At 67.2% G+C, this 16,279-nt stretch carries 21 protein-coding genes; 15 read left to right on the top strand and 6 right to left on the bottom strand.

The genetic code is table 11. The features are described from left to right. Nucleotides 1-78: 78 nt before the first annotated feature. Nucleotides 79-291, bottom strand: coding sequence for a hypothetical protein (locus tag GGR46_RS10450; protein ID WP_183997428.1), 213 nt, complete (start codon nucleotides 289-291; stop codon nucleotides 79-81). 158 nt (nucleotides 292-449) lie between these two features. On the opposite strand from GGR46_RS10450, the gene GGR46_RS10445 reads away from it, so the two are divergent. Next, nucleotides 450-635, top strand: coding sequence for a hypothetical protein (locus GGR46_RS10445; RefSeq protein ID WP_183997426.1), 186 nt, complete (start codon nucleotides 450-452; stop codon nucleotides 633-635). Nucleotides 636-675: 40 nt separating this feature from the next. Here GGR46_RS10445 and GGR46_RS10440 read toward each other — a convergent pair whose 3' ends face one another. Beyond that, on the bottom strand, nucleotides 676-1,299 hold the full coding sequence (locus GGR46_RS10440) for a S24 family peptidase (protein WP_183997424.1): 624 nt from the start codon (nucleotides 1,297-1,299) through the stop codon (nucleotides 676-678). Between the two features lie 94 nt (nucleotides 1,300-1,393). On the opposite strand from GGR46_RS10440, the gene GGR46_RS10435 reads away from it, so the two are divergent. Both GGR46_RS10435 and GGR46_RS10430 read left to right on the top strand, forming a co-directional pair. Further along, nucleotides 1,394-1,606 carry a hypothetical protein gene (locus tag GGR46_RS10435; RefSeq protein WP_183997422.1) on the top strand — a complete coding sequence of 71 codons (213 nt, stop codon included), beginning with the start codon at nucleotides 1,394-1,396 and terminating at the stop codon, nucleotides 1,604-1,606. Further along, on the top strand, nucleotides 1,603-1,920 hold the full coding sequence (locus GGR46_RS10430) for a hypothetical protein (RefSeq protein ID WP_183997420.1): 318 nt from the start codon (nucleotides 1,603-1,605) through the stop codon (nucleotides 1,918-1,920). The genes GGR46_RS10435 and GGR46_RS10430 overlap by 4 nt, the downstream gene beginning before the upstream one ends. Before the next feature lie 156 nt (nucleotides 1,921-2,076). On the opposite strand, the gene GGR46_RS10425 is transcribed toward GGR46_RS10430, so the two are convergent. Then, nucleotides 2,077-3,174: a hypothetical protein gene (locus GGR46_RS10425; protein ID WP_183997418.1), complete on the bottom strand. Its 1,098-nt coding sequence runs from the start codon at nucleotides 3,172-3,174 to the stop codon at nucleotides 2,077-2,079. Then, complete coding sequence (locus GGR46_RS10420) at nucleotides 3,171-4,415, bottom strand: TIGR04063 family PEP-CTERM/XrtA system glycosyltransferase (protein ID WP_183997416.1); 1,245 nt, start codon at nucleotides 4,413-4,415, stop codon at nucleotides 3,171-3,173. The genes GGR46_RS10425 and GGR46_RS10420 overlap by 4 nt, the downstream gene beginning before the upstream one ends. 87 nt (nucleotides 4,416-4,502) lie before the next feature. Between GGR46_RS10420 and GGR46_RS10415 the strand changes: the two genes are divergently transcribed. From GGR46_RS10415 to GGR46_RS10405, 3 genes are read left to right on the top strand one after another with little or no spacing between them, the layout of a single operon-like run. Further along, nucleotides 4,503-4,655 carry a hypothetical protein gene (locus tag GGR46_RS10415; RefSeq protein WP_183997414.1) on the top strand — a complete coding sequence of 51 codons (153 nt, stop codon included), beginning with the start codon at nucleotides 4,503-4,505 and terminating at the stop codon, nucleotides 4,653-4,655. After that, on the top strand, nucleotides 4,648-6,000 hold the full coding sequence (locus GGR46_RS10410; RefSeq protein ID WP_183997412.1) for a putative O-glycosylation ligase, exosortase A system-associated: 1,353 nt from the start codon (nucleotides 4,648-4,650) through the stop codon (nucleotides 5,998-6,000). The genes GGR46_RS10415 and GGR46_RS10410 overlap by 8 nt, the downstream gene beginning before the upstream one ends. Then, entirely contained in the window at nucleotides 5,997-7,082 is a 1,086-nt protein-coding gene (locus GGR46_RS10405; RefSeq protein ID WP_343058105.1) for an acyltransferase family protein, read from the top strand. The genes GGR46_RS10410 and GGR46_RS10405 overlap by 4 nt, the downstream gene beginning before the upstream one ends. On the opposite strand, the gene GGR46_RS10400 is transcribed toward GGR46_RS10405, so the two are convergent. Then, nucleotides 7,033-7,584, bottom strand: coding sequence for a type 1 glutamine amidotransferase domain-containing protein (locus tag GGR46_RS10400; protein WP_183997410.1), 552 nt, complete (start codon nucleotides 7,582-7,584; stop codon nucleotides 7,033-7,035). The genes GGR46_RS10405 and GGR46_RS10400 overlap by 50 nt on opposite strands. A gap of 101 nt (nucleotides 7,585-7,685) precedes the next feature. On the opposite strand from GGR46_RS10400, the gene GGR46_RS10395 reads away from it, so the two are divergent. The 9 genes from GGR46_RS10395 to GGR46_RS10355 all read left to right on the top strand — a co-directional run bounded on the left by GGR46_RS10395 (nucleotide 7,686) and on the right by GGR46_RS10355 (nucleotide 14,909). Then, a complete protein-coding gene (locus tag GGR46_RS10395; RefSeq protein WP_183997408.1) occupies nucleotides 7,686-8,702 on the top strand; it encodes a DNA topoisomerase IB in 1,017 nt (338 codons plus the stop codon). Continuing rightward, nucleotides 8,699-9,853, top strand: a complete 1,155-nt coding sequence (locus tag GGR46_RS10390; RefSeq protein ID WP_183997406.1) for a mechanosensitive ion channel family protein — start codon at nucleotides 8,699-8,701, stop codon at nucleotides 9,851-9,853. Before GGR46_RS10395 ends, GGR46_RS10390 begins: the two co-directional genes overlap by 4 nt. 95 nt (nucleotides 9,854-9,948) lie before the next feature. Next, nucleotides 9,949-10,323, top strand: coding sequence for a VOC family protein (locus tag GGR46_RS10385; protein WP_183997404.1), 375 nt, complete (start codon nucleotides 9,949-9,951; stop codon nucleotides 10,321-10,323). A gap of 194 nt (nucleotides 10,324-10,517) precedes the next feature. After that, nucleotides 10,518-10,973: a MaoC family dehydratase gene (locus tag GGR46_RS10380; protein ID WP_425506547.1), complete on the top strand. Its 456-nt coding sequence runs from the start codon at nucleotides 10,518-10,520 to the stop codon at nucleotides 10,971-10,973. A gap of 22 nt (nucleotides 10,974-10,995) precedes the next feature. Continuing rightward, on the top strand, nucleotides 10,996-12,174 hold the full coding sequence (locus tag GGR46_RS10375; RefSeq protein ID WP_183997402.1) for an acetyl-CoA C-acyltransferase: 1,179 nt from the start codon (nucleotides 10,996-10,998) through the stop codon (nucleotides 12,172-12,174). A gap of 537 nt (nucleotides 12,175-12,711) precedes the next feature. Then, a complete protein-coding gene (locus GGR46_RS10370; RefSeq protein WP_183997400.1) occupies nucleotides 12,712-13,662 on the top strand; it encodes a glucokinase in 951 nt (316 codons plus the stop codon). Between the two features lie 43 nt (nucleotides 13,663-13,705). Beyond that, a complete protein-coding gene (locus GGR46_RS10365; RefSeq protein WP_183997398.1) occupies nucleotides 13,706-14,185 on the top strand; it encodes a pyridoxamine 5'-phosphate oxidase family protein in 480 nt (159 codons plus the stop codon). A gap of 182 nt (nucleotides 14,186-14,367) precedes the next feature. Continuing rightward, nucleotides 14,368-14,742: a YkvA family protein gene (locus GGR46_RS10360; RefSeq protein WP_183997396.1), complete on the top strand. Its 375-nt coding sequence runs from the start codon at nucleotides 14,368-14,370 to the stop codon at nucleotides 14,740-14,742. A 14-nt stretch (nucleotides 14,743-14,756) separates the two neighbouring features. Further along, the gene (locus GGR46_RS10355) at nucleotides 14,757-14,909 is read left to right on the top strand and encodes a hypothetical protein (protein ID WP_183997394.1); all 153 of its coding nucleotides are present in this window, start codon (nucleotides 14,757-14,759) and stop codon (nucleotides 14,907-14,909) included. A gap of 78 nt (nucleotides 14,910-14,987) precedes the next feature. Here GGR46_RS10355 and GGR46_RS10350 read toward each other — a convergent pair whose 3' ends face one another. After that, complete coding sequence (locus GGR46_RS10350) at nucleotides 14,988-16,220, bottom strand: polyhydroxyalkanoate depolymerase (protein ID WP_183997392.1); 1,233 nt, start codon at nucleotides 16,218-16,220, stop codon at nucleotides 14,988-14,990. Between the last annotated feature and the right edge of the window lie 59 nt (nucleotides 16,221-16,279).

The raw sequence follows: 16,279 nt of genomic DNA, 5'->3' as shown, positions 1-16,279 counted from the left end.
GCGCGTTGCGCCGCCCCTCCACCACGCCCTGCGGGCGCGGTCCCCCTCCCCGAGCAAGCTCGGGGAGGAATTAATAGCCTAGTGCACCGTCCCCACGGCCCTGCCCACCGACATCAGCACGATCAGCCGCTCGATCTGGCGCCAGCGGCAGAAATGGATGTGGTTGCCCAGGTCGCGGCTGCGATCGGCACGGGCGGCAGCTTCGCTGCCGGCGAGCTCGCCGAAGCTGGCGATCAGGTCGTTGGCGTCGGCGATTTCGCGGCGATCGCCCAGATAAGGCATCATGTTCATGCGCGCGTTCGCTACACGAGCCGTGCCAGTTCCAGCGGAATCGCGGCTTTGCGCGCCACAGGATGCTGAACTTCCGCTAACCATGTTGCAAAGCGCGTATCGCGTGCCCCGGCATGGCACAGGTAGCGTCCCGCCCCGGGACGTGGCAGAGGACAGCCATGACCAAATCCCCCTCCAAGACGCCCGTCGCCGGCGGCTTCCTGCTCGCGCTCAGCCTGATCGTCGGCGTGTTCGTCGGCATCGCCCGGGGCGAGGCGTCGTTCGGCTTCGTGATCGGGCTCGCGGTCGGCGTCGCGCTGCTCGCCGGGGTGTGGCTGGTCGACCGGATCCGGGTGGGGCGGTAGCATAAATTCCTCCCCCAGCTTGCTGGGGAGGAACTAACGGTCAAACCGCCCGGCCCAGCCAGGCCACGCGCCCGACCACGTCCAGCGCCTTCGCCGGCACCACGCGCATTTCCCAATCCGGATTGTCCGAGATCACTTCGATCCCGCCCACCCCGGCCCGCAGCCGCTTGACCATCAGCTCGCCGTCGAGCCGGACCACGAATACCCCGCCGCGCCCCTCGATGCGCCGCCGGTCGCGATCGACCAGTATCTCGTCGCCATCCTCGAGCGTCGGCATCATCGAATCGCCCTGCACGCGGATCATCGACGCCGCCTCGGGCCGCACGCCCAAAGCCCGCAGCAGCTCGGGCGAGAATTGCGCGCCCCGCCGCCGCCGCGCCTCGCGCTCGACCAGCCCGCCCGGCCCCGCCGACGCACCGACGTCGAGCCGCGCCACCTCGACCAGCCCCTCCAGCTCCGGCCCGCCCAGCCGCGCCTCCGCAACGCCGAAATAGCGCGCGAGCAGCGCCCGGTCCGCCTCGCTCAGCAGCCGCGGCGTACCCCGCACCAGATATTGCTGGAGATAGGCCGCGTTGCGCCCGAGCAGCCGCGACAGCTCGGTAAGGCTCGTGCCGTTCTCGGCGATCAGCGCCTCCAGCGCGGCGCGTTGCGCTTCCGGTTCCATAGTGTCTCCATACCCGTAGGAATTTTCCTAGACAAGTAGGAAATAGAGAACAAAGTAGGAACGATCTTGAGCGAATCGGACGGGAGAAAAACGCATGTCGGTGCATCGCAAGATCGAGAAATTCCTCCGGGCGACGGACATGCCGCCCACCAAATTCGGCAGGCTGTCGGTCAGCGATCCGCGGCTGGTCCATGATCTGCGACGCGGCCGCGAACTCGGCCCGCGGATCAGCGCCCGGATCGAGGCGTTCCTGGCCGCCCAGCAGGCGCAACAGGCACAGGCCCGCAACCGGGACATCCGGCGATGAGCCGCGGACCCGATGCGGAGACGCTGCTCCGCCGCGCGCTCGAATCGCATGCGGAGGCGGCCGGCTGCCCGGTCGCGCTGGTCGAATCGGACTGGACGCGCTGGGCCAGCGCCACCTTCAGCGGCGCACGGCACCTGCTGGCGCTGGCCGGCCCGCCCTCCCCGGCACTCGATGCCTGGATCGCCGGCCTGCCCGAGGCGGAGCTGCGCCTGCGCGGCCATCTCGTCGCCGACCTGGCGGTGGAACATGTCCGCCGTGCGCAGGACCGGGTGACGGTGTCGCTGGAAGTGCTGACGGTGGAGGAGCGGCGTTAGTGTGGCGCCCCTCTCACAATACTCTCTCGTCACCCCCGCGAAAGCGGGGGCCCATCTCCCGGACGCACGACTGGGCGCACCGGATGTATTTGAGGAAAGCGCACGAGATGGGTCCCCGCTTTCGCGGGGATGACGGAACAACAATCGGAAGCGGTGTTACGCCGTCCGCCGCGCCAGGTTGCGCAGGGTGACGAGCGCCTCTTCCAGCCCGCGCTCTTGCGCCTTGGCGGCCGAGCGCGAGGTTGCCGCAATCTGCTTGTCCGCCACGCCGCGTTCCAGCCGCTCGAGCAGCGCGTGGACCGATGCGTCGGTCTCCGGCCGCACGATCCGCTCGCGCGGCGGGGCGACCGGCGCTTCGACCAGCGGCTCGGGCACGTGCCGGCGCGGCGGCGGGGTCAGCTCGAAAATCTCGAAGCGCTCGCTCTCGTCGAAGATCGACGGGCGCGGCTGGCGGCGCAGCGGCGCGAGCGGCACCGGCGCGGACTTGGGCACCGCCGGGATCGCCTGCGGATCGAAGGCAGAGAGCGGCTGGTCGAAATCGACCGGCAGTTCCTGCTCGACGGGCGCCAGGGCCTCGCGCGCGTGAAGGTCGTGAACTTTGTGAACTTCCGGCGCCTCGACGACCGGCTCGGGAGCGGAGATCGGGGGCGGCGTAGTGTAAACTTCGGAAACTTCCGGCACCTCGACCACCGGCTCGGGCGCAGTGGCGATCACCACCGGAGCCGGCAGCGCGATGACGGGTTCGGGCACCTGCACGACCACCGGTTCCACCGCCTTGGGCGGGGAGATCGGGCGCGGCGGGAAGATCGCGTCGAAGTCGATATGCTCTTCCGCCTCGGGCTCGGCCACCGGCACGGCGGCACGGACCTCGAGGAACGGCCGGCCCAGGTCACGGGTGGCGAGCAGCGGCGGACGCGGCGGCGCATCGGGATGCGCATCGGCACGGCGCAGCACGGGCAGCGGCACCTGCTCCGGATCGCTCTCGACCTCGGCCGATTCGCCGATGGTCAGCCCGCGCGAGCCGAGCAGGATGAAGGCCGAAAGCCACATGAAGGCGCCGACGAACGCGCCGGCACCCAGCGCCACGGCCAGGCGGGCGGTGGTGCCGAGCGGCGGCTCGGCCATCGAAAGAACGGAGGGAAGACCGGAGTCCATCACCAGCGCCTCGAGCGCGGGCACGGGGATCATCGCCACGCCAAGCGCAGCGAGACCTCCCGCGACCAGCGCGATCAGGGGCGCCAGTGGCAGGTTCATGCGCTCACCACGGACGTGTGCGACCACGAGTCTTCCATGGCCCCGATCTTGGCGAGTCTTTGGTAAACGGAGTCATAACGGCCGACATTTGTCGCCCAGCTGCGCTCGGTCTCGACGAATGTCCGGCCGCGTTCCCGCCTTGCATCCCAGCCGTCGCGCTCGGCGAACATCCGCGCGACCGATTCGGCCAGCGCCGTGGGATCGTCGGGCTTGAACAGGGTCCCGGTATCGCCGTCGCGAATCAGCTCGCGGTGCCCGCCCACGTCGGAGGCTGCGACCAGCCGGCGCTGGGCCATGGCTTCCAGGGGTTTCAGCGGCGTCACCAGGTCGGTGAGGCGCATGTGCTTGCGGGGGTAAACGAGCACGTCGATCACGCTGTAGTAGCGCTCGACCTGCTGGTGCGGCACCCGGCCGACGAAGTGGATGCGGTTTGCCACCGGCGATGCCGCCGCCTGCGCCATCAGCGCCGCGTCGCACGGGCCGCCGCCGACCAGGACGAGGTGCAGCTTCGGGCGCAGGGCGACCAGCCCCGGCATCGCCTCGATCAGCACGTCCAGGCCTTCATAATCGTAGAAGCTGCCGATGAAGCCGATGGTCTCGGCACCCTCGATGCCCAGTTCCTTCGCCAGTGCGGCGTCATGGGCCAGCGGCTCGCCGAACAGGCCCAGGTCGACGCCATTGGGCGAGATCATGATCTTGCCCGGATCGATCCCGCCACGGGCGACCAGATCGCCCTTCAGCCCCTCGCAGATCACCGCCACCGCATCGGCCTTGCGCACCGCCCGGGTCTCGAGCCAGCGCGTCGCCCGGTATTTCCAGCTCCCTTCGGTGCCGGTGCCGTTGCCGACCGCGGCGTCTTCCCAGAAGGCGCGGATCTCATAGATCAGCGGCAGGCCGAGCCTGTTCGCCACCCGCTGCGCCGCCATCGCGCCGAGCACCGGCGAATGGGCATGGAGCACGTCCGGCCGCCACGCCTTCGCCACTGCCTCGATCCGCTTCGCGAAGGCGGAGACCTCGCGCAGCTCGCCGATCACCGGCGGCCCGGAATTTACTCGCGGCGTCCGGTAGAAGCGGATGCCGTCGATCGTCTCCTCATCGGTATCGAACTTGCCGTGACGCGGGCTGGTCACCGCGGCGACTTCCCAGCCGCGCGCCATCTGCGCCTTCAGGATCGCCCGGGTCCGGAAGGTATAGCCGCTGTGCAGCGGCAGGCCGTGATCGAGGATATGGAGAATCCGCATGCCCCTCCCATTGCCACAGGAGCACTTAACGCCGCGTCAACCGCATCGCGCTACACGGTCCCTGTAAGCAGGAGCGGCAACGGGCCCATGATCGACAATCTATCGCTCGCGATCTCGCACGGGCTGATGCTGCTCGCGGCCTTCCTGCTGCTGCGCCGCCCCGATCTCGACCAGGAACCCGGCCCGAGGGACGAAGCGTCCAAGGCCAAGCCCAGCCGATGGGGCAAGCCCGGTGCGTGATCTCGTCTTCGTCGCCTTCCTGCTGGCCTTTTTCGGGATGGGCTTCCGCAAGCCGTTCATCTTCGTGCTCGTCTATGCGTATATCGACATCGTCTCGCCGCAGCGGCTGACCTATCTGCTGCTCAACTCGGTGCCGATCTCGCTGATCGCGGTGGGCCTGTCGGTGCTCGGCTGGCTGGCGATGGACGACAAGAAGGACGTCCGCGTCGCGCCGCGCCAGCTGATGATCGTCGCCCTGCTCGGCTATTGCTTCTACACCACGCTCAACGCCGACTTCAAAGTCGAGGCGTTGGATAAGTGGGATTGGGTGTGGAAGGCGCTCGCCTTCGCCGCCTTCCTGCCGCTCACCCTGCGCACCAAGCTGCGCATCGAGAGCCTGCTGCTCTTCATGATCCTTTCCGCCTCGTCGATCATCATCGTCGGCGGGATCAAGACGCTCGGCTCGGGCGGCGGCTATGGCGAGCTCAACCTGATGGTCGCCAATAATTCGGGCCTGTACGAAGGCTCGACCATCTCCACCGTCGCCATCGCGATCATCCCGCTGATCGTCTGGTTCATGCGCTTCGGCACCATCTTCCCGCCCGACTGGAAGGTGAAGTGCTTCTGCCTTGCGCTGATCTTCGCCTGCCTGCTGATCCCGGTCGGCACCTCGACGCGCACCGGCCTGCTCTGCATCGGCCTGGTCGCGCTGCTGATGATCCGCGATGCCAAGCGCAAGGTCCTGTACCTCACCGCGCTCGGCTGCCTCGGCCTCGCCGCCGTGCCCTTCCTGCCCAGCTCGTTCACCGAACGGATGGGGACGATCAAGACCTACAAGGCGGATGCCTCGGCCTCCACCCGCCTCGCCGTGTGGCAGTGGACGATGGACTACGCCAAGACCCACCCGATGGGCGGCGGCTTCGAAGCCTATCGCCAGAACAAGATCCGCTACGAGAAGGTCGCGACCGAGAGCGACGGCGCCGGCCAGACCACCGTCGACCGCAGCCTCGAGGTCGACAGTGCCCGCGCCTATCACAGCGCCTATTTCGAGATGCTCGGCGAGCAGGGCTATCCAGGCCTGGCGCTGTGGCTGACGATCAACCTGCTCGGCATCTTCCGCATGGAGGTCCTGCGCCAGCGCTACAGGAAGCCCGAGCCCGGCCAGGAATGGGTCGCCCCGCTCGCCTCGGCGCTGCAGACCGCGCACATCGTCTACATGCTCGGCGCGACCTTCATCGCCATCGCCTTCCAGCCTTTCGTCTACATGCTGATCGGCGCCCAGATCGGGCTCGACACCTATATGGCCCGCAAGCGCGAGGAATCCGCCTGGCGGCCGCTGCGCAAGACCAAGCCGGCACTGGCGTGAAGGGTCCCGAGCTCAAGGCGCTGACCAGCGTGCGCGGCATCGCGGCCTGGTTCGTGGTGTTCTTCCACATCCGCTTCGCGCTCGGTCTGCCCGATCCCGAGATGCACCTGCTCGCCAAGGGTTACCTGGCGGTCGATTTCTTCTTCCTGCTCTCGGGTTTCGTGATCTGGATGACCTGGAGCGAGCGGATTCGCAGCGGCGGGCTCGCCGCGGTGCCGGGCTTCCTCCAGCGCCGCGTCGCCCGGGTCTGGCCGCTCCACCTCGTCATGCTCGGCTTCGGCGTGGCGATCGCCGCGGCGCTCGAGTGGACCGGCCGGGGCAGCGACCAGTTCCCCTGGCACGAATTGCCGCTCCACGTCCTGCTGCTCCAGAACTGGGGCTTCACGCCGCATCTCACCTGGAACGACCCGGCCTGGTCGATCTCGTGCGAGCTCGCCGCCTATCTGCTCTTCCCGCTGCTCGCCCTCGCCATCGACTGGCGCCGGGTACCGAGCTGGGCGGTGATCGCCGCCATCGCCGCGCTGTTCGGCCTGCTGCACGGCGTCTTCGCCAGCCGCGGCGCCTGGGCGCTGGGGCAGGAGATCACCAGCCTCGGCCTGATCCGCTGCCTGCTCGAATTCGCCGCCGGCACTGCGGTCGCGGCGCTATGGCTGCGCTGGCGCGACGCCTGGCGCGTCCCCGCGCTGGGCAGCGGCGCGCTTGCCCTGGCCTTCGCCGCCGGCTGGGCGCTCGGCCTGCCCGAGACCCTGGCCGCGCCCGCCCTGTTCGCCGCGCTGCTGCTCGCACTGGCGCTGACTTCGGCGCGCAAGGGCAACCCGCTGGAGGCCGCGCCGCTCCACTATCTCGGCGAGATCAGCTACGCGACCTACCTGTCGCATTATCTGCTCTGGTTCGCCTTCAAGCTGGCCTTTGTCCGCGACACCCATGCCGTGCCCTGGCCTCTGGTGATCGGCTTCCTCGCCCTGGTGCTGCTCGCCTCGGTGGCGCTCTACCATCTGGTCGAACGCCCGGCGCAGCGCCTGGTCAACGGCATCAGGCTTCGACCGGCACCTTCCGAAGCGCTTCGATCACCGCGCGGTTGAACGCGGGAATGTCGTCCGGCTTGCGGCTGGTGATCAAATTCTCGTCGATCACCACGTCGCGGTCGACCACCTCGGCGCCGGCATTCTCCAGGTCGGTGCGCACCGAAGGCCAGCCGGTCACCTCGCGCCCGTCGACCACATCGGCCTCGACCAGCAGCCACGGCGCATGGCAGATCGCCGCGACCAGCTTCTCGTCGTCCATGAACTCGCCGACGATCTCCACCGCCCGGGCGTTGATCCGGAGCTTGTCCGGATTGGCCACCCCGCCGGGCAGCACCAGCGCGTCGTAATTGTCGGTATCCACTTCGTCGACCGTGGTGTCCGGCGTGATGCTCTCGCCCTTCTCGCCACCCTTCTCGCCGGTGATCGGCCTGGTATCGAGCGCGGCCAGCGTCACCTGCGCCCCGGCATCGATCAGCGCCTGACGCGGCAGCATCAGCTCGTCCTGCTCGAAGCCGTTGGTGGCCATCATCAGCACGCGGACATGAGAGAGATCGGTCATGGCAAGGCTCCTCGATTGCTCCCGCTGAACCGGCCTCCCGCCGACCGGTTCCGGAACGAAGCGATGGCCCGCGCATTGACCGGGCCATAGCGAGGAGGACCATGCCAAGTACCGACATCGTCTATGTCGACGACCAGCAGGCCGGCATCACCCGGCGCAAGGTGCGCCATGGCTGGGGCTATTGGGACGCGGAGGGCACGCGGATCAAGGACCGCGACGCGATCGACCGCCTCAACGCGATCGGCCTGCCGCCGGCCTATCACGACGCCTGGTTCTGCCCCGACCCGCGCGGCCATATCCAGGCGACCGGCTATGACGAGAAGGGCCGCAAGCAATATCGCTACCACACCGGTTTCCGCGAGGCGCAGGAGGCCGCGAAATATGATCGCTGCGCCAGCTTCGGCCAGCATCTGGCGAAGCTCCGCGCCAGGGTCGAGCACGACCTCAAGCTGCGCGGCCTGTGCAAGGAAAAGGCCGTCGCCGCCGTCATCCGCCTGCTCGATCTCGGCAGCATCCGCGTCGGCAACGAGCAATATGTCCAGGCGAACAAGAGCTTCGGCGCCACCACGCTGCGCAAGCGCCATGCGCAGGTGAAGGGCCAGACGCTCCGCCTCCAGTTCCGCGCCAAGTCGGGCAAGCTGCGCGTGCTCAGCATCACCGACGGCTCGCTCAGCCGCTTCGTCAGAAAGTGCCAGGACCTGCCCGGCCAGCACCTGTTCCGCTGGCTAGACGATGCTGGCGAAGCGCATCCGGTCACCTCGACCGACGTCAACGCCTATATCCGCGAAGCCACGCACGAGGATTTCACCGCCAAGCATTTCCGCACCTGGGGCGCCAGCGTCCTCGCCTTCCAGGCATTGGCGCGCGGGGACGGCCATGTCGGCCTCAAGGCGATGCTCGAGCCAGTAACCGAAGCGCTGGGCAACACCCCCGCCATCGCCCGCAAATCCTATGTCCACCCCGCGCTGATCGACCTGACCAGGGATCGCGAAGCCCAGGCGGCGTGGCGCGCGGATCTCCACTTGCCGCGTGCCACGCGCTGGCTCAATCGTTACGAACGCGGACTGATCGCCCTGCTCGAGGGCAATGCCGCCTGCCAACCCAAGAAAGCTGCATGACGACACCCACCAATCGCAACGCCGCCGGTTTCCCCAAGAGCGAGGACCTTCAGATTCAGGCCGAGACCTTCGCCAATGACAGCTGGACCTGGGCACAGTCGCACTGGCTGCAGATCCTGATCGCCGCGGGCGTCGCCATCGCGGTCTTCTTCCTGCTCCACGCGATCAAGGGCTGGGGCGCGCGGCTGTGCAGGAAGGGCGAAGGCGTCGCCAACTGGTACGCGATCATCGGCCGCGCGATCTCGAAGACCGGCAACTTCTTCATCCTGATGACCTCGATCCGCCTGGTCACCGGCTATGCCGGCCCGCCGCAGATGGTCGAGAGCACGGTCGAGTTCCTCTTCACCATCTCGGCCGCCTTCCAGTGCGCGATCTGGCTGCGCGAGCTGATCTTCGGCGCGATCGAGCACAAGACGTCCGCCGACAATTATCACGGCTCGGGCCTGGCCAGCGCGCTCGGCATCATCCGCATCCTGATCACCGTGGTGCTGTTCGCGATCGCCGCGGTGATGGTGCTCGGCAATCTGGGCGTCAACGTCACCGGCCTGATCGCCGGCCTCGGCGTCGGCGGCATCGCCATCGGTCTCGCCGCCCAGGGCATCTTCGCCAACCTCTTCGCCGCGCTGACGATATTGTTCGACCGCCCCTTCCGCGTCGGCGACAAGATCCGCTTCGACCGCAACAGCGGCACCGTCGTGTCGATCGGCCTGATGAGCACGCGCATCCGCTCGTTCGTCGGCGAGGAGCTGGTCTTCTCGAACAAGCAGCTGCTCGACAAGCTGATCGAGAACCTGTCGCTGCGCCACCACACCCGCACCAAGCTGCCGATCGGCGTCGCCTATGAGACTCCCGTCGAGAAGCTCGAGGCGCTGCCCGCGATGTTCAAGGAGATCGTCGAGACGGCCGGCGGCACCCTGTCGCGCGCCAGCACCGAGGGGTTCGGCGCCAGCTCCATCGACTTCGTGATCGAGTTCGACGTCGAAGGGGACGACGTGCCGCACGCCCAGCAGGTGCGCGACAGGATCATCTTTGCGATCCTGCGCAAATTCGCCGCGGAAGGCATCTCGATCCCCTACCCCACCCAGACCAGCTACACCGCCGCGCCGGACGGCAAGTTCATCCTGCCCTATCCGGAGGAGGTGAAGGCCTGAGCCCTCCCGCGAAAGCGGGAGCGCGGACCTACCCGGACACGGCATTCGCGGCCCGGCGCCGCCGACTATGCGGGGGCGAGAAAAGGAGACCCGCAATGTTCAAGGACCATGCCTCGTCGGCCATCATCCCGTGCCGCGACCTGGCGGTTGCCCGCGCCTTTTACGAAGGCACGCTCGGCCTGCCGCTGCTCGAGGACCACGGCAACGGCTTCGTCTTCGGCACCGGCAATACGCAGCTCAACATCTATCTGAGCGACTATGCCGGCACCAACCGGGCCAATGCCGTGCTCTGGGGCGTCGGCGACGAACTGGAGGCGATCGCCACGGCGCTGCAGGCCAGGGGCGTGACGCTGGACGAATATCCCGACGGCTTCGACAGCGTCGCCGGCGGCGTGCACCGCAAGGGCGATTTCCGCGTGATCTGGTTCCGCGACCCGGACGGCAACATCCTCCACGTCCACAGCCGCTGAGCATAGCCGTTCCGCGCGCCGGCCGAATCGGCCGAATCGGAGATTCGAACATCGGGTCCGGCCGGAATGGCCTGAAACATCGGGTAGCGGACGCTACGTCAGTCGTGCCTTTCAAATTTCCGGTCGGGCGAGGCTTGCGGGAGCCCCTGCCCCGCCACTAGATGGTGCCGAGAACAGGCGAGAGGACCGCTATCTTGGCGACGATCACCGTGCAGCAGATGGTCGATAGCATCGGCTCCGAACGGGTGTCCGACTGGGTGGAAGTCACCCAGACCATGATCGATCAGTTCGCCGAGGCGACCGGCGATCATCAGTTCATCCATGTCGACCCGGTCCGTGCGGCGCAGACGCCGTTCGGCGGCACGATCGCGCACGGATTCCTGTCGCTCTCGCTGATGCCGATGCTCGCCGCCCGCACCGATACGCCCGCCATCGAAGGCGTGAAGATGGGGGTCAATTACGGCGGCAACAAAGTCCGTTTCATGCAGCCGGTACGCTCGGGCAAGCGCGTCCGCGGCCGGTTCAAGCTGCTCAAGTTCACCGAGCGCAAGCCGGGCGTCTGGGAGCAGGTCCAGGAATATTCCCTCGAGATCGAAGGCGAGGAAAAACCCGCTTTGGTCGCCGAGTGGATCGCGCTCGTCTACGTTTGAGATCCCAAGAGAAGGAAACACCATGTCTCGCTCCGCAGTCATCGTCTCGACCGCCCGCACCGGCATCGGCCGCGCCTATCGTGGTGCGTTCAACGCCACGCCGGCGCCGACGCTCGGCGCCCATGCGATCCGCGCGGCGGTCGAGCGCGCCAAGATCGATCCGGCGGAAGTGCAGGACGTCGTGTTCGGCGCCGCGCTCCAGCAGGGCAGCACTGCCGGCAACATCGCCCGCACCGCGCTGCTGCGCGCCGGCCTGCCCGTCTCGGTCGCCGGCATGTCGGTCGATCGCCAGTGCGCTTCGGGCCTGATGGCGATCGCCACCGCCGCCAAGGAGATCATCGTCGACAATATGGACATCGCCATCGGCGGTGGCCTCGAGTCGATCTCGCTCGTCCAGACCCCGGCGATGCGCGTCGAACCCGATCGCGAGCTGCTCGCGATGCACGGCGACATCTACATGCCGATGCTGCAGACCGCCGAAGTCGTCGCGTCGCGCTACGGCATCGGCCGCGACCGGATGGACGCCTATTCGCTCCAGTCGCAGCAGCGCACCGCAGCGGCCCAGGCCGCCGGCAAGTTCGATGACGAGATCGTGCCGGTCACCGCGACGATGAACGTCGTCAACAAGGAGACCAAGGAAGTCTCCCAGAAGGAGATCACCCTCACCAAGGACGAGGGCAACCGCGCAGACACCACGATCGAGGGCCTGCAGGCGCTCAATCCGGTGCTGCCGAACGGCACCATCACCGCCGGCAACGCCTCGCAGCTGTCGGACGGCTCCTCGGCCTCGGTCCTGATGGAGGAGAAGCTGGCCGAGAAGCGCGGCCTCCAGCCGCTCGGCCGCTATGTCGGCATGGCCGTCGCCGGCACCAAGCCGGACGAGATGGGCATCGGCCCGGTCTTCGCGATCCCGAAGCTGCTCGAGCGCTACAACCTCAAGATGGACGATATCGGCCTGTGGGAGCTCAACGAGGCTTTCGCGGTGCAGGTGCTCTATTGCCAGGACCAGCTCGGCATCCCGAACGAGCTGCTCAACGTCAATGGCGGCGCGATCTCGATCGGCCACCCGTACGGCATGTCGGGCGCCCGCATGACCGGCCACGCGCTGATCGAAGGCAAGCGTCGCGGCGCGAAGTATGTCGTCGTCACGATGTGCATCGGCGGCGGCATGGGTGCGGCCGGCCTGTTCGAGGTGCTGTGATCGCCCTTCATTGAAGGTCAATGCCCGCCATGGTATGTAACTGGCAGGCGATGACATAGGCGCCTTTCTGTGAGCCCCGGTTGTGTCAGCAACCGGGGCTCAAACGTTTGGGGCCCGAGTGTCAGCTCGAGCCCCGCCCGTGTCCCTATTTCCTTCGGGCCACCTCGATCGCCTTCACGACCAGAGTCGCAAAGGCGAACAAGACGCCCAGGAACAGGCACAGATCGGCGAATGACATAGGTTCACCTTTCTGTTCCGGCGGCGGGATTGCCGCCGCAGTGAAACCTACATGCGTAGCACTGGCGTGCTGCGAGACTGGCCCGAAATGGATACGTCTCAATCAGCAAAGAAAAGCGGGTGAACACCGCGTCCGCACTGTAACGCCTGATGTAACAAAGCCGCTTGCACTACCCGCCATCTTCGCGCACCTTCCCTGACAACGCTGCCAATCGCGAACCGCTTATTGTTTCTGTAACAACTGTTAGCGATAACAATCTTCGGACCACGCAAAGCGCGGCCGGCAAGAGAGGGGTGCCCATGGGCGAGGACTTGGCTTTGGTGGCCGATATCGGCCGCCAATCGGTGCGATTCGGGCTGACCGGCGGCGATGCGGGGATGGCCCCGCGCGACATCCGCCGCTTCTCGACCAGCGAACATCCCACCTTCACCAGTGCGCTGGTCTCCTATCTCAGCGGGCTCGGCCTGCAGGATGCGCGATTGCCGAGCGTGCTCGCGGTGGCGGGCGCGGCCCGGGGCGACCTGATCAACCTCACCGGCAGCCGCTGGTACATCTCGCTCTCGGGCGTGGAGGCAGTGCTGCGCGCCCCGCCTCGCGCGCTCAACGAATGCGCCGCCAACGCGCTGGCCCTCACCACCCTGTCCCTCAGCGCCTTCACCGCGCTGCACGGCCCGCCGCCCCGCCCGGTCGAGCCCGGCGGCAATTATGTGGTGATCGGCACGGGCACTGGCCTCGGTGTCGCCGCGCTGATCACTTCGAACGGACGCCTCGTCCCGGTGCAGAGCGAGGCGGGGCACATGGCTTTCGCCCCCGCGACGCCGGACGAGCGCAAGTTCGCCGATTTCTGCCGCACCCGCGGTGTTTCCCTCGATGTCGAGACGCTGATCAGTGCGCCAGGCCTTTGCCTCGCCTATGAGGCGCTGTCGGGCGGCGCCAAGCCCGCCTCCCCCGAGGAAGTCACCCGCCATGTGGGCCGCGACGCCGTCTCCGCCGCGGTGGTCCGCATGTTCGTCGAGCATCTCGGCAGCTTCGCCGGCGACCTCGCGCTTGCCTTCGGCGCCTGGGACGGCGTCTATCTCACCGGCGCGATCAGTCGCGCGCTGCACCCCCACCTGATGGACCCCGGCTTCCGCCGGCGGATGGAGGGCAAGGCCGCTTTCCGGCGCCAACTTTCCGAAGTGCCGGTGGTGCTGGTCAACCGCAACGATCTCGAGCTGATCGGCGCGGCTGCGGCATACGGGAACGCCTGACACGGCCCGCTTGTTCTTCCCGGCACAGCCCGAGGAGAGCATCGTGACCGACACCGCCCAGCTCAAGCAGCATCTCTGGAAGAAGCTGGCCGACAGCCCGTTCGTGATGATCGGGCTGATGGACAGCGACCAGCACCACATCCCGCTCACCGCCCAGCTCGACGAGGATCAGGTCGACACGCTGTTCTTCTTCACCGGCAAGGACAATCGCCTGGCGCCGGGCGGCCGCGCGATGGCGCATTTCATCGCCAAGGGGCACGACTATTTCGCCTGCCTCGACGGCAATCTGCGCATCGACAACGACTTCGCCCAGATCGACAAGCTCTGGAACAAACAGGTCGAGGCCTGGTTTCCGGGCGGCAAGGACGATCCGAACCTGGCCCTGCTCCGCTTCGACATCGACAGCGCCGAGCTGTGGGAGACCGACATGTCGGTCAGCGGCGTGGTCAAGATGCTGTTCGGCGGGAAGATCAAGGGCGACGAGGAAGGCAGCCACGCAGTGGTGGATACGACGGCGACCTAGCACCCCAACACAATCGTCATCCCGGCGAAAGCCGGGATCTCAGGCGAAGGCGCGGGGAAGGAGCCGCACGAGATCCCGACTTTCGTCGGGACGACGGAGTGGGGGACGACGGAGTGGGGAAAGGCGCGCGGACGGATGGGGTTGCACTTGACCCCCAGCCCCGCCCGCGTCACGCCAAGCGCATGACCGGCCCTTCGCTCGCCCATCGCATCCGCACCGAAGCGCACGCCATCTGGTTCGCGGTGCGCGATCCGCGCACGCCGTGGCTCGCCAAGCTGGTGGGCGTGCTGGTCGCTGCCTATGCGCTCTCGCCGATCGACCTGATCCCGGACTTCATTCCCGTGCTCGGCCTGGTCGACGATGCGATCGTCATTCCGCTGGGAGTCTGGCTGTTCGAGAAGCTGATCCCACCGGCGCTCTTCGCCGAGCACCGCGCCCGCGCCGAGATCGAGACGCAGCGCCCGGTCAGCTGGCCCGGCGTGGCAATCATCGTCGCGATCTGGGTAGCCATCGCCTGGCTGATCTGGAGCGTGGTCGCGACCAGCGAGTATAATTGACGGAAGGGCGGCCGGTGCGCGACTATTTCCGCAGCTTCTTCACCCGCGAATATTGGCAGGCGCTGGGCGCGCTGCTGACCGGAGTCGCCTTCATCCACTTCCAGATCCGCGACAATTTCTGGAGTCGCGTCGAGGAAGAAGCCGAGGAGCGGCGCAACAAGGACTGAGCAGAAGCCCCGGCACAAGCCGGAGCCTCACACCGCAAGCGCCACCGCACGAGATCCCGGCTTTCGCCGGGATGACGTTCAGGCGGAGTGCGTCGCCATCCACTCCACCAGCACCGGCGCGATGCGGTTGCGCCACTTGGAGCCGTTGAAGATGCCGTAATGGCCCACGCCCTCGGCGAGGTGGTACTGCTTCAGCGCGTCGGGCAGCGCGGTCGCGATGGTCAGCGCCGCCTTGGTCTGGCCGATGCCCGAGATGTCGTCCTTCTCGCCTTCGATCGCGAGGATGCCGACGTCGGTGATCGCCGCCGGGTCCACCTTGCGGCCGCGATGCATCATCTCGCCCTTGGGCAGCGCATGCGCCTGGAACACCAGGTCGATCGTCTGGAGGTAGAATTCCGCGGTCATGTCGCAGACCGAGCGATATTCCTCGTAGAACTTCATCGTCGACTCGGCACCCTCGTCATCGCCCTGGACGAGATGCTTGAACATCTCCCAATGGCTGATCATGTGGTTGCCGAGGTTCATCGTCATGAACCCAGCGAGCTGCAGGAAGCCGGGATAGACCTTCCGGCCGGCACCAGCATAGGTCATCGGCACGGTGGCGATGACGTTCTGCTCGAACCAGCTGAACGGACGCTCGGTGGCGAGCGTGTTGACTGCGGTCGGCGCCTCGCGCGTGTCGATCGGGCCGCCCATCATGGTCAGCGTCGCCGGGCGGTTCGGATGCTTGTCGGCGCTCATCAGCGCGACGGCGGCATAGGCCGGCACCGAAGGCTGGCACACCGCCAGCACGTGCGGGCGGGCATCGCCGTCCTTGCCGATGAAGGCGAGGAACTCGATCAGGTAATCGACATAGTCCTGCAGGTCGAAGCGGCCCTCGGCCGTCGGCACCAGCTTCGCGTCGCGCCAGTCGGTGATGTAGACGTCGGCCACCGGCAGCATCCGCTCGACCGTGCCGCGCAGCAGAGTCGCATAATGGCCGGACATCGGGGCGACGATCAGCAGCTTGGGGCCGCCTTCCACGCCCTCGCGCACGAAGCGCTTGAGCTGGCCGAACGGCTTGCGCAGCACGATCTCCTCACGGACATCAACCTGCTTGCCGTCGATCTCGGTGCGGTCGAGCGCGAATTCGGGCTTGCCGCGCGGGGCGGAGGCATGGGCGAACACCTCGAGCGCCGAGGCCATCACCGGCCCGCCACCGAAATAGGCGAACGGATTGGCGGGATTGTTCAGCAGCCCGGCGGAGAAGTTTGCCAGCGCGCTCGCACCTGCGAGAAGCGAGCGCTGAATCTCATAAGCGTCGTACAGCATTGCGTCCCTTCCGCCGTCCCCCTCCCCATCACGGCGGCGGCTATGTTAGCGTTATAGGC

This window comes from Sphingomonas kyeonggiensis, assembly GCF_014196745.1.
Taxonomy (GTDB): domain Bacteria; phylum Pseudomonadota; class Alphaproteobacteria; order Sphingomonadales; family Sphingomonadaceae; genus Sphingomonas; species Sphingomonas kyeonggiensis.
This window is presented reverse-complemented; position numbering and strand designations above follow the sequence as displayed.

Excerpts from the sequence above, each read along its gene's own strand:
- GGR46_RS10450 (WP_183997428.1), bottom strand. The coding sequence starts at position 291 with ATGAACATGATGCCTTATCTGGGCGATCGCCGCGAAATCGCCGACGCC.
- GGR46_RS10445 (WP_183997426.1), top strand. The coding sequence starts at position 450 with ATGACCAAATCCCCCTCCAAGACGCCCGTCGCCGGCGGCTTCCTGCTC.
- GGR46_RS10440 (WP_183997424.1), bottom strand. The coding sequence starts at position 1,299 with ATGGAACCGGAAGCGCAACGCGCCGCGCTGGAGGCGCTGATCGCCGAG.
- GGR46_RS10435 (WP_183997422.1), top strand. The coding sequence starts at position 1,394 with ATGTCGGTGCATCGCAAGATCGAGAAATTCCTCCGGGCGACGGACATG.
- GGR46_RS10430 (WP_183997420.1), top strand. The coding sequence starts at position 1,603 with ATGAGCCGCGGACCCGATGCGGAGACGCTGCTCCGCCGCGCGCTCGAA.
- GGR46_RS10425 (WP_183997418.1), bottom strand. The coding sequence starts at position 3,174 with ATGAACCTGCCACTGGCGCCCCTGATCGCGCTGGTCGCGGGAGGTCTC.
- GGR46_RS10420 (WP_183997416.1), bottom strand. The coding sequence starts at position 4,415 with ATGCGGATTCTCCATATCCTCGATCACGGCCTGCCGCTGCACAGCGGC.
- GGR46_RS10415 (WP_183997414.1), top strand. The coding sequence starts at position 4,503 with ATGATCGACAATCTATCGCTCGCGATCTCGCACGGGCTGATGCTGCTC.
- GGR46_RS10400 (WP_183997410.1), bottom strand. The coding sequence starts at position 7,584 with ATGACCGATCTCTCTCATGTCCGCGTGCTGATGATGGCCACCAACGGC.
- GGR46_RS10395 (WP_183997408.1), top strand. The coding sequence starts at position 7,686 with ATGCCAAGTACCGACATCGTCTATGTCGACGACCAGCAGGCCGGCATC.
- GGR46_RS10390 (WP_183997406.1), top strand. The coding sequence starts at position 8,699 with ATGACGACACCCACCAATCGCAACGCCGCCGGTTTCCCCAAGAGCGAG.
- GGR46_RS10385 (WP_183997404.1), top strand. The coding sequence starts at position 9,949 with ATGTTCAAGGACCATGCCTCGTCGGCCATCATCCCGTGCCGCGACCTG.
- GGR46_RS10375 (WP_183997402.1), top strand. The coding sequence starts at position 10,996 with ATGTCTCGCTCCGCAGTCATCGTCTCGACCGCCCGCACCGGCATCGGC.
- GGR46_RS10370 (WP_183997400.1), top strand. The coding sequence starts at position 12,712 with ATGGGCGAGGACTTGGCTTTGGTGGCCGATATCGGCCGCCAATCGGTG.
- GGR46_RS10360 (WP_183997396.1), top strand. The coding sequence starts at position 14,368 with ATGACCGGCCCTTCGCTCGCCCATCGCATCCGCACCGAAGCGCACGCC.
- GGR46_RS10350 (WP_183997392.1), bottom strand. The coding sequence starts at position 16,220 with ATGCTGTACGACGCTTATGAGATTCAGCGCTCGCTTCTCGCAGGTGCG.